This window comes from Emticicia sp. SJ17W-69 (genome assembly GCF_051209875.1).
In the GTDB taxonomy this organism is placed as follows: domain Bacteria; phylum Bacteroidota; class Bacteroidia; order Cytophagales; family Spirosomataceae; genus Emticicia.
In genome coordinates, this window is record NZ_JBNTQY010000001.1 from 1,324,444 (window position 1) to 1,336,662 (window position 12,219).

Genomic DNA, 12,219 nt, shown 5'->3' on the forward strand with positions numbered 1-12,219 from the left:
TCTATCTAAAACGGAAAAAATACACTATTAAACTGTTTAGTTTGGATGTTAAAATTCAATCAAAACGCTTGATAGTGCTTTGGTACTATGTTCTAAACACAGCCGCTGGTTCGAGTTTTGTTATTTTTCGCATGGCAAGAAGGCTACCCAAAATAGCAATAAATAGAGTTACACCAATCAGAAAAACAATTAAGCCGAGAGTAACTTGAATATTTAAACTGGTTTTAGTGGCTTGCACGAAGCCAAAAAGTAAGAAATAGGCAACAATAAAACCAACAATGGAGTAGATAGTTGCTTGCCATAGAATCAATTTCCTAATGACACCATTGGTGCCACCGATTGCTTTGATAGTACCATAATCTTTGATGCGGTCATTGACTGCCGAAAACATAGTAAGGCCAACAATAGCGAAACCTGTGATGATAGCAAAGACTACCAAAAGACCAAATGATGCTACAATACCGCTATTTAAAGCAAAATATTTGAGACTTTCGTCAGTATAAGTTTTTCCATCACGAGCTTTCACACCTGGGATTTCTTTGTTTATGGCATTTATTACTTGTTCGATTGATGCTCCATCTTGCCATTCCACCAAAAAAGCTGAGGCTTTGGTTGTTGGTACTTTGCAGAGTTTTCTGGCCCGTTCAACAGTCGTAAAACCATAAGCTACACCCAAGCCTTTTGCTCCTTTGGTTTGACCAACCAACACCACCCGATTGCCATTATACTCAAAGTGGTCACCTATTTTGATGTTTTTCTTTAAAATGGCATCATAAGAATCTGTTATAACAGCTCCTTCTTGCAGTAAATCTTGCAGATTGCCGATGGCAAAATTCCATGGCCCACCTGCATAGGAGGGAGCTTGTGTGCCTATCATTGTGATATTGGTTTTTGTGCCATTGCTAAACTTGGCACTTCCTCCACCAACAATTAATTGATTGACTTTTTTTACGCCTGATATACTCATCAATTCTCGATAAATTCTCATGTCAAGTAGTGGTAAATCGCTGACTTGTTGGCTTTTATCGCTCACCACCCAAATATAGTTTTGGTTGAATTGTGCCAAAGATATAGTACTGTTGAGAAGTGAAAAGCAAATACCGAGTTGTTGTCCAATTAAGAAAACGGACAAGATAATGCCGAACAAAATACCAAACATTTTGGCTTTGTCGTACCACATAAATTTGAATGCTTCGTTTAACATGGTTGGATTTTGGCTATTAGCTTTTAGCTATTAGCTATTAGCTTTTTGGAAATGTTTATTTTCTATTATTGAATTTGTTGAATATTGCATTTAAAATAATCAAAATTCCTTAAAAATAACGTTTTTGATAGCTATCGGCTAAATGCTAATAGCTAACCGCTTGCTCACTTCAATAAAATCACACAATCCACTCGACTACCAATTAGCGGCATTTTGCCAGATTCTAAGCGAATTGATACATCACGTACTCGCCTGTCTTCTTGCTCAGTTGATTGGTCCTTGAAAAGCGATTTTTGTTTCAAATAATCGGCAGCATAACTGACCGAGCCATGAGCAAGCGTATCACCCGTTGTTTGTGAAATAATGAAGGCTTTTTGTCCTAATTGTATCTTTTCGGCATAAAGTTCATCAACTTCGGTTTTGGCAATGAGAGAGCCAGTTGGAGCAAATTCGGCTATTTGTGTTGTATTATTGACATAATCTCCCGTTTTTACTGAAACCTTCAGTACTTTCCCTGAAATCAAAGCATTGACTTTTTTCTGATTAACCAAAGTACGAAAATAACCGATATCGGCTTGTAATTCGTTGATTCTACTCTTCGATTGCTCAATATTTGCAGTGGCAGTTTCTACATCTTTTACTAATTTATCAACTGTTGCTTTACTATCATCAACGGCTTGTTTTGTTTGGGCATTTCCTTCAAATAAGCGTAGGTTTCGTTCATAACTGTCACGAGCATTTTTTAGACTTACTTTGACTGCTTCCAGATTGGCTTGATTGACAGCAATAGCAGCTTTTTGGGTTGCTATTTTACTTTCTGATTGTGACAATTGTGCATTTTCGATACTATTTTCAATAGTCAATAAACTTTGCCCTTTTTGCACAATTTGATTTTCTTTGATTAAAACAGCCAGTACTTTGCCATTGATACCCGCTGTGAAATTCAAAATTCCATCTTCAGGCTCGATACGTGCCACACCCAAAATTTGATTATTGGTTGTTGGGACTTTTGCGAGAGAATCGGCTTTGGCTTTTTCAGCAGCTTCTTTTTCTGCTTTGTTACCACAAGAAGCCAAAACTGCGATGGTGAGAATAGATATGATGTAATTTCTCATACTTTTAAATGCTATTATCTGATTTTGACAATTCATATTTTTAATGAATAAAAACTTGTTTTAATTAGGCTGTTCTTTAGTTAGATTGAAAATTTCAGTTGCAATGCCATTTTTTACTTCCACAACTCGGTCAGCATATTCTTGCAAACGAGGGTCGTGCGTTACGACTGCCACTGATTTTCCTTGTCTTGCCAAATTACGAAGTTCGTTCATGACAACTCCCAAAGAATCTTTATCAAGTGATGCAGTTGGTTCATCACAAAGAATTAGTTTGGGATTGGTTACTAAAGCTCTTGCAATGGCAATGCGTTGTTGTTGACCGCCCGAAAGTTCTTTAGGTAAATTCTTGCGTCGATCAGTCATATCAACAACTTCTAAGGCTTTTTGTACCCTTTTTTTAATTTCGGAACTGGTAACTCCCTGAAGTTTTAGGGGTAAACCCACATTGTCTTCGGCATTGAGTGGAGCGAGTAAGTTGAAGCTTTGAAACACAAAACCAATAGTATTGAGGCGTAGTTTGGCTAAATCATTGGTTTTGAGGTCGTTGATATGTTTTCCATCTACCCATAAATCACCAAAAGACGGGTAAATCACACACCCTAACAAGGAAAGAAGTGTGGTTTTGCCCGAACCAGATGGCCCAATGATAAGCATTAATTCACCTTCATTTAGTTTTAATGTAGTTGCTTGAAGAGCCACAATAACTTGGTCGCCAGTTTGATATTGCTTTCCTGCACCTTTTAGTTCTGCAATCATTATTTATATAGACTTTTAATATAAAACAACTTTTGAGCGTAAGTGTTTTTTTTACTCAAATGTAGCTTATAAATATAGTCCATAATTATGAGATTGAACAGTATTGTTGAATATACATGGTTTTAGAGCTATTTTTCCCATTAACAATCATTAACAAAATAACAAGTAAACCTTTTGTGATGGTTCTGCATCTAAGTATTAGATTTCAATAATTTAGAAAACTTAATAAAGAAAACCAAAACGAAATAAAACTATGAGAAAGCTAATGATTGTGGCAATGTTGGTAGCAAGTGCTGCCGTGGCCAATGCACAAAGAGGAAATGACAGAAGAGACAATGGCTATGATAACAGAGGTGGTAGCTATGACAACAGAGGTGGGGGTTATGACAGGAGAGACGACCGACGAGGTGATAATTATGATCGCATTGATAGTTACCAACGTGAAGCTCGTCGCCAAATTGCTTTTGGAATTGAAAGTGGACGTATTACATCACATGAATCGAAAAAGTTATTGCGTGAAGTAGAGCATATCGAGTACAAAGAAAATCGTTACAAACGTGATGGCGTGCTTGACCCACGTGAACGTAGAGATTTAATTGAAGATTTGACAGTTTTGAATCGTTGGATCAATCGTGAAAAACGTGACGGTGACCGTATAACGTATGATGATTTCAGTAGAAATAATCGTGGTAATGACCGTAGCGACGACCGCCGCTATAATGACAGATATAATAGAAGATATTGATATTAAGAATTGCCAAAACCTTACGGGATTTTTTCAATCCTGTAAGGTTTTTTTATGCGTTTATTGATAAAAACTACTGTGCAACTTCTTCGGTCTGCAACTGTTTTTCATATAGTTCACGATACGCTCCACCTTTTTCATAAAGTGTATCATGTGTACCTTCTTCAACTACTTCACCATTGTCTAAAACCAAGATTTTGTCAGCTAATTTGGCTGATGAAACTCGGTGCGAAATGATAACAGAAGTACGATTTTGCATGATACGTTGTAGATTATTCAAGATGATATTTTCAGTATTCGTATCAACTGCTGAAAGGCAATCATCTAAAATTAAAATCTTAGGTTCACGAGCAATGGCACGAGAAATAGATAATCTTTGCTTTTGCCCGCCCGAAAGTGTAATTCCTCTTTCTCCTAATTTTGTGTTGAATTTCTCAGGAAAATCCATGATATTTTGATACAAATCGGCATCTTTCGTTGCTTTTATCACTTGCTCGTCTGTCAAATTTGGTGAACCAAATTTAGCATTATTCATAATCGAATCCGAAAACAAAAATACTTCTTGTGGAACATATCCCATTTGGCTACGAAGATATTGGACATTATAGTCTTTTATTGAAATGTCATCAAAAAGTATGTTGCCTTTGGTGGTATCATACATTCTTACAATCAAGTTTGCAATTGTACTTTTCCCCGAACCTGTCGTGCCAAGTATAGCTACTGATTCACCCGCTTTTATCTCAAGATTGAAGTTTTTCAAAGCTTGAATTCCTGAATCTGGATAGATAAAATCAATGTTTCGGAAGCTGATATTTCCTTCGATATTTTTCGTAATATTTTTCGTAGAAACAATCTCCGATTTGATATTTAGAAATTCATTGATACGTTTTTGTGAAGCTGCTGCACGTTGAATTTGGCTCGATGTCCAACCCAAAGCGATGAGTGGCCAAGTGAGCATAAACACATACATGATAAACTCAGTAACATTGCCAGGGCTTAATCTTCCTGCAATGATTTCTTGTCCACCCACAAACACACACAAAACCGTACTTAAACCAATTAAAAGAGCAGTTGTTGGCGAAAAGAGAGCATCTACACGAGTTAAAGCCAAAGATTTTGATTTATAAATATCACTTTCCGTAGTAAAACGTTTGGCAGAATCATCTTCACGAGCAAAAGCTTTCAGCACTCGGATACCTGAAAAAGCTTCTTGCACAAAAGTAGAAAGGTTGGAAAGGCTTTTCTGTATTTCTTCTGAGCGTTTATTCATGATGGTACTTACCATAAAAATACTTGCCGAAAGCACAGGCATTGGTAGCAAAACCCACCAAGTTAAACGAGTATTGACCGAAAACATATAACTCAAAACCAAAACCACCAACACAAACATATTCATCAGATACATGAGCGATGGTCCAACATACATTCTCACTTTTCCGACATCTTCTGAAATTCTTGCCATTAAATCTCCTGTATTATTTTGGCGATAAAAACTCAAAGGCAGACTTTGATAATGAGCATAAATCTCATTTTTCAAGTCAAATTCGATATGACGTGACATCACAATGATGGTTTGACGAACAGCGAAAAGAAAAATCCCTTTTAAGATTGCCATCGCCAAAATCAACAAACCATAAATACCGATGCTTGTTGTAAAAACATCATACATGGTTTTTTGCGTCTGAGAATTATCAAAAAGGAAATAAATATCAATCGTTTCTTTTACCAAATCGAGTGCATGGCGTACAATTTGAGCAGGAATAATACCAAAAAGATTGGAAACGATGGTAAAAATGATACCCAAAATCAAGTACCATTTATATTTAAAAAAGTATTTGTTGAGATAAGCGAGGTGTTTCAAGAGTTCTGAATGCTGAGTTTAGAGTTTTGTTTGCTTTTTAGCATACTTACACTATTTCTAACAACGATTTTTAGAAAATTGTTGCATAAATGACTATGAAATTTCGTTATTCACCCTTCTATTGACTGTCAATTATTAGGATTAATGATGATTTTTGGTCGATTCTGATAACCATTTGTTGGTAATGAAGGTGCAATGGCATTGAATGGAGCTATAGCTGCTGAAAAATTTTTTATTAGTTGAGAGAGATTCACATTGATTGTTTGACCTAATGTCAATTGTTCGGTATGATTATCAATCCAAGTTTTGAATTCTGCCAAAGCATCTAAGGAGTTTTTATAGTATTGGGTGCTTTTTTTAGCAATAAAAATGATAGCTTTTGCATGATTTAAGTAAGCAATTTTTGAATATTCCAACATTTTCTGCTTTACTATACTTGGATCAGTAATACCACCAATCGTAACTACATCTGCTTCATTGATTTCGGTCTCAATTTCACCAGTAAAGTTTGAGCGAACTACATCTGCATCCCAAGTTTTTATGCCAGAAAAACTACTCGTTTGAAAAGTTGTTTTCAATACATCGGCATAGGTATTTATATCGGGAATATTAAAGGTTTTTCGAGCTGAACTTAGTTGGTCGGTATTTGATCCAGCCTCAAAACAGAACTTGATAGAAGCATTTTTCTCTTTGACAAGCTCTTTACACGATACTAGAAACGTTTTCATTTGTTTGTAATTGAAGTGATACCAATCTTCAAATAAAACACTATTATACATATTACGTATATCATTACCAAACATCTCTTCCAAAGAACGAACATTTACTTTTGGAGGCTGAATTTGACTTTGTGTGAGGTAGCTTGTGCCATAAGCTGTGTTTAACCCTGCCAAGCCTGCATATCGCTCATTGACTAACCAGCTTCTAAATTGATTGACATTGGCGAGTGTGTAGTCATATTCGCAGGTGTGTGGATTAGTAAAGTTGAAACCATTCCACGCATTTTCATAATTAAAACCTGATTCAAACTGTGCTGATGTAACTACTGAAACCCAATATAATTTTTTACCTAAAATTGGATAATATCTATCCATAATTTTCTGAACAAAGCCTTTCATTTTCGTTTTAGCAGAAGTAGAAGCGAAAGAACCATGCCCTGAACCATAGCCAATTCTGGCAGGGTTTCCAAATTGGTCTTGAATGATTTCTCCGCCAAATAGATCAAAAAGAGCATTATCAAAAGTATTATATACATTTTGATTGGGGTCAGTTTCGTCTCTTTCCTGAAAATAATACCTTGTGTCATCATAATCGACAGCGATTCTTATCGCTATATAATCATAAACATTATTGGCATGACCAAGAATTTTATCAAACCTACTCCAATATTGGTTAAGTAAGTCGGGATTCGTTTCATTAAATTGAGAAAGACTTTTAAAAACTTCTTCCAAACGAATAGTTGTTCCAAATAGATTTGCTCCTTTATTTGCAAACTCAGTCATTTCTAGGATGATTTGGTCGGTTGTTCCATACGTAACTTGATAACCCAATTTGAAATCGGGGTCAGTTGCCGTAGTAAGAGCTTTACATCCTTTAATCTCGGCTTTGAAAGATACGCTATCTCTTGTTGAAAATCCTGGATTTAAGATAATTTCTCGGCCAGAATTATAGATAACGTTTGCTTTATTTGAAATGATGTTATTAGCAATAATTTTACCATGAGAATTATTGGTTTCTTTCAAAATAGTACCAGAACTGTAATTGTCGTTTGGATTTTGTAGTTGAACTAAATCGGGACAAATGGAGATATTTGCTGAACTCGTCACAGTACCATTTCCACAAACATTAGATATGGAGATAATGCTATAGTTGGTATTCTGCGTTGGTGTTACTGCAATTGTTTGAAATGATTTGTCAGAACTGAATGGAGCCAAACCAGAAATATTCACGTTATAATCTCCTCCTCCATCTACAAGTAATGATAAATATGCAGGAGATCCAATTACGCTAATTACCTGATTTCCAGTTAATTGAGCAGATAATTTATTGTAAATATTTACTACTAAATCTGAGCTAATACCCGTGCAACCATTGGCTGTCCAATGAATAGTAAAAACCCCTGACTGTGTTGGTTGAAAATCAATATTTGGACCAGTATAGACAGTATTGTTATTAAACTTCAAAATTCCTTGTGGTCCTCCAGAACCTTGAATTCTGAAGTTACTTAGATTGGTTGAGCAGATGTTTTGTGGAGAAATAAGTCCCAAAGTATTACTTAAAATCACAGGTTTGGGAACACTATTGACTACGAATGTATTATCGGTTCGAAAAGTGCCAACAATCTGATTATCAGTCGTCAGCACTCGAACATAGAAGGTATTTTCAGCTAAGCTATCAGGGACGGTAAAAGATATGGGACTATGGTCACCATTTGCAATTTCGACAATTTTTCCTTCTTGAGAGCCATTAATACCAATTAATTGTACACTAAATGTTGTATTATTTTTAAAATCCCCCAAAGTGTTGAATTTGATTTGAGCTTGCCCTCCCGCACAAATCCGATAAGAAACACTATCTAAAACAATACTCTGTGTATTGCTTATTTTAGTAATAAATGCCCTTTTTCTATTGTCCAAACGATTAGACTGATTGCTAAAATTTGTATTTAAATTAATTTGCCCAAATGAAGCTTTTCCAAAGTTTTGTCCAATAAAAATGATGTTTTTTGATGAATCTATAGCCAAACCATTGATTAAAACAGCGTTATAAACTTTGATGTTATTGATCGAACCCACCAAATTTCCTAAAGGATTATAGATTGCTACAAATGGTGTTCCAGAGGTATTGCTGATAGTAGTGAGATCTTTTTGTTGTAAGCGATGCTTGTCAATTAAAAAATACTCAGAACTATTGCTATTTTTTAAATAAGAGGTAAAATAGATGTTGTCTTGTAAATCCATGCCTAAAGCATTTCTTCCTTCTTGCAATATATGATTATTGAATTTGACCCATTGAGCATTGCCACCTGAATTTATTTTCAGCAAAGCAACTGTTTGCGTACTATCAAAACCATTGGGTGTGCTTGGAAAAGTTAAGCCTGCAAAACTTCCGCCATTGGCCGGTTTTAAGGAGAAACTCAAATAAATGTTATTTTTTGAATCAATTTTTAGGTTTGGAGCAGGTGTTGAATGAATATTTACTTGAGTAAGTTGTGATTTTTTAGCCCATGACCAGCGATTCACAGTGGTATTATATTTTGCTACAAAGTAACCTGCATTACTAAAATTAAGTTGATTTGTGCCAAAATTAACTTGAAGTGCAGTCCCAATTCCAGTGGTCGCACTTGAACCAGTTATAATTACATTATTTTGAGAATCAATATCAAGATTTGAGAAACCTAACGCACCATTAGGTGAATTTACATTTATTTTTTCAAGCTTTATGATGCTCAAGTTAGAAGGTTTTAATTCGGCCATCACTAACCCCGCATTTTCATTGCTATATTGGTTCCCATCAATAAATTTTAGTATATTTGGAAGTCCCTGATGCCATGTGTAAAGCAACCAAAGTTTTCCTTTTTTTGCCTTTAATGAATAATAACCTTTGTTCCCTAAACCATAAGTTGCTTGAGCATCAAAGCTGGTAGGAGAGTTGCTACAAGTTTTTAGACTTGTTAGATTTGACAAAATATCTAAGTTTCCACTTAAATCAAATTTAGCAATCCAAGCGAATTTTCCTTTATACCTATATTCATACTGCGTTGGTGTTATATTAGGAATGGCATATCGACAATAACCAAGAATGGAACCTAAGGAGAAATTTTCTTCATCAGTTATTACTAAAGAGGCTTGATTTTCAGGTGTAATGCTACAAGGAGATGTTGCGTTAAACTCAGAAACAATAAATATTTGACCATGATCAATTGTCAAATCACAGTACTGATAGTCGCTTGTTTCAGTCAAAGTATTCCATTTTCTATACCAAGCTAATTGCCCATCTGATGTGATTTTAGCCAAAAAACCAGTCCTTTTCTCGGTGCTGTCACAGAAGGCACTATTTCCTTCGATAGCATTGATACTGATATTGCCCAAACTCATTTTTTGGGAGAAAAAACCAGCAATATATAAATTATTTGTACTATCAATTTCTGAATCAACAATAGTAGATGGATAATTGAAAGTATTTGTCCAAAAAGTATCAGCTAAAGCCCAAGACCAATTGGGTTTACAATTCGATAAAATTAATTGTTTTGAAGTAGAAATAGTACAGCCATTTTTAGAAGTATGAACAATATAATTTCCTACATTTTTAATCCCAGCTTGATTAATTGTTAATGTATCATTTGTTCCAACTCCAATTCCTGACCACAGAAAAGTGGATTGATTGGATACACTATCACTAACGATGATTTTTATATCATCTCCTAAGCATGAGTTACTTGGAACTACCTGAATCGATGGTTTGGGGCTTGCTCTAATAGCAATATCTGTTCCATTTTTATTGCTAATCGCACTTGAGTTAGTGGCAATGACACGTATTCGGTATTTGGTGCCTTCCGTAAAATTAGCAGGAATCAATACATTTTGAGTAAGTGCGTTGGCAGAAACAGTAGCCAAATTATATGGATGCAGAAAACTTCCACTTGAATCAGAAAGTTGTATCGTAAGTAAATTGGTATTTGAAAAAGTCCCATTGGTAATTGCCCAATTGATTGAAGCGGTTGTAGGTGTACAAATAAGATTTGAACTTAGCTCTTGTAATGTAATAATTGGCGAAGCAGAAATCTTGCAAGTATCAATCACAGATAAATTTGTGCCATTATCCTCGCTAATGATGATTGGATCGGTACTCACCGCTCGTATGCGATATTTATGACCTAAGTAGATTGAATCGGGTAAAACAAAAGCAATGCGTTGAAGAGAGGCATTGAGAAATCGAGCTACTTCGATGGGTTTGTTAAAATTTCCAGAGGAGTCTGAAAGTTGAATTTTAAAAAAATTACCTTGTTTAAAAGTACCTGTTGAAGAAAATGCGACCTGTTCAACTTTTGCCTTGCAAATTGTTTCTCCATTAAAGGAAACACTTAATGATTGAGCAAAAATTGATTCAGAAATGAATATTATAAAGCAGCAAACGTATATTTTATTCATTATTTAGCACTTTTTTGTTGATAAAATTAAAAAAAAAACTCCTTAATCAATTCAGAATTTATTTAACGGTCGTGCCATTGTTTAGCGTTTGTTTTGCTTGAAGATAGAATGGCCTATCAAATGGGTATAAATCTTTGAACAAATACCCCTATTTGTATAGAAAATGAAGTAGTTGTACCGTATAATAAAAAAGCCTTGCTTCACTTTTTGATTATCAGTAGTTTTAATAAATATTAATTTGCTGTTAAAAAAGATGAATAAGCCACTAAATGTAGTTTTAGCAGACCAACATCCTTCCATGTTGAAGGGGATTTCTGCAGAATTAGAAAATGACAGGAATTTAATCGTAGTCGCCTGTACACAACATATTGAGGAAATTGAAAAGAAGCTAATCAGCAATAGGGTAGATGTTTTGGTACTTGATTATTGGTTTAGAGAAAGCAACACACAAAGTATTATTAAGAAATTGAGAGTTAAATACCCGGTACTAAAAATTATACTATATACGCAAGAAGAACGTCTTTCTTATGTGAAAGAAGTATTAGAGAATATACATGGGTATATACTAAAAACTGAACCAGAAGGCTCATTAACCATGGCCATTCAAAGGGTTATACAAAATAAAAAAGCCATAAGTGAAGATATAAGAGAGAGTCTTGAGGCTGGGGCGAATGTCAATCATTCATTGTCAAGTCAAGAAAATAAGATTTTATATTGCCGTATTGAAGGAATGAATCCTTTAACGATTTCAGAACAATTATCAATTTCTGAAAAAACAGTACGTAAACATATTGATAATGCTCGTAAAAAATTAGGTTTTGTTAAAACCGAAGACATGATTAGGTGGTTTTGGAAACAAAATATATAGGTGGTTAAGAAGTGTAAAAGTGAATCTAATCTGATACAAAATTTTTGTGTCAGATTTTTTTGCTTATATAGAGCTTTGGTTACTACACTTTTGGTGTAGAAAAATTACAAAAAATACTTATAATATATACATTTATGAGGTATTTGAATGTGGGTAGAAAGTATTAAACTTTGTTGATGATATTCACAGTCAAATCCCCTTACTAATGAAAGCACTTTACGTAACTCAAAAAGTTCATGTTTTGCTTGATGATATTCGATACTTACAAGCAGATACCAACTACACAATCATTCATACCAATCAAGACGAGAGTATTATTTCGTCAACTACCATCAAAAGACTGAATGAAAAAATAGAATCAAACGATTTTTTAAGAATCAATAAAAAATATGTTTTGAACAAAAAATTTATCAAAGCCTATAATGACCTTGATAGTTCTGTCATGCTTGATGATGGTCAAACCTTCTTACTTTCTCGCCGTAAAAATCGTACTCTTCGAGCTGAACTTAATCAAATATAA

The 12,219-nt window shown here is 34.7% G+C and carries 8 protein-coding genes; 3 read left to right on the forward strand and 5 right to left on the reverse strand.

The window, feature by feature from the left end; all coding sequences use genetic code 11:
* Positions 1–85: 85 nt before the first annotated feature.
* From ACQUQZ_RS05465 to ACQUQZ_RS05475, 3 genes are all read right to left on the reverse strand, one after another.
* The gene (locus ACQUQZ_RS05465; RefSeq protein ID WP_435353764.1) at positions 86–1,204 is read right to left on the reverse strand and encodes an ABC transporter permease; all 1,119 of its coding nucleotides are present in this window, start codon (positions 1,202–1,204) and stop codon (positions 86–88) included.
* Between the two features lie 164 nt (positions 1,205–1,368).
* Positions 1,369–2,319, reverse strand: coding sequence for an HlyD family secretion protein (locus ACQUQZ_RS05470; RefSeq protein WP_435353765.1), 951 nt, complete (start codon positions 2,317–2,319; stop codon positions 1,369–1,371).
* Positions 2,320–2,379: 60 nt separating this feature from the next.
* The gene (locus tag ACQUQZ_RS05475) at positions 2,380–3,075 is read right to left on the reverse strand and encodes an ABC transporter ATP-binding protein (RefSeq protein WP_435353766.1); all 696 of its coding nucleotides are present in this window, start codon (positions 3,073–3,075) and stop codon (positions 2,380–2,382) included.
* A gap of 253 nt (positions 3,076–3,328) precedes the next feature.
* Here ACQUQZ_RS05475 and ACQUQZ_RS05480 point away from each other — a divergent pair, with 253 nt between their 5' ends.
* On the forward strand, positions 3,329–3,820 hold the full coding sequence (locus ACQUQZ_RS05480) for a hypothetical protein (RefSeq protein WP_435353767.1): 492 nt from the start codon (positions 3,329–3,331) through the stop codon (positions 3,818–3,820).
* Positions 3,821–3,893: 73 nt separating this feature from the next.
* Here ACQUQZ_RS05480 and ACQUQZ_RS05485 read toward each other — a convergent pair whose 3' ends face one another.
* Both ACQUQZ_RS05485 and ACQUQZ_RS05490 read right to left on the reverse strand, forming a co-directional pair.
* On the reverse strand, positions 3,894–5,681 hold the full coding sequence (locus ACQUQZ_RS05485) for an ABC transporter ATP-binding protein (RefSeq protein ID WP_435353768.1): 1,788 nt from the start codon (positions 5,679–5,681) through the stop codon (positions 3,894–3,896).
* Positions 5,682–5,809: 128 nt separating this feature from the next.
* Positions 5,810–10,831, reverse strand: coding sequence for a 3-coathanger stack domain-containing protein (locus ACQUQZ_RS05490; RefSeq protein WP_435353769.1), 5,022 nt, complete (start codon positions 10,829–10,831; stop codon positions 5,810–5,812).
* Between the two features lie 253 nt (positions 10,832–11,084).
* On the opposite strand from ACQUQZ_RS05490, the gene ACQUQZ_RS05495 reads away from it, so the two are divergent.
* Together ACQUQZ_RS05495 and ACQUQZ_RS05500 are read left to right on the forward strand one after the other, a co-directional pair.
* Positions 11,085–11,699, forward strand: coding sequence for a response regulator (locus tag ACQUQZ_RS05495; RefSeq protein WP_435353770.1), 615 nt, complete (start codon positions 11,085–11,087; stop codon positions 11,697–11,699).
* 205 nt (positions 11,700–11,904) lie between these two features.
* Positions 11,905–12,219: a LytR/AlgR family response regulator transcription factor gene (locus ACQUQZ_RS05500; RefSeq protein WP_435353771.1), complete on the forward strand. Its 315-nt coding sequence runs from the start codon at positions 11,905–11,907 to the stop codon at positions 12,217–12,219.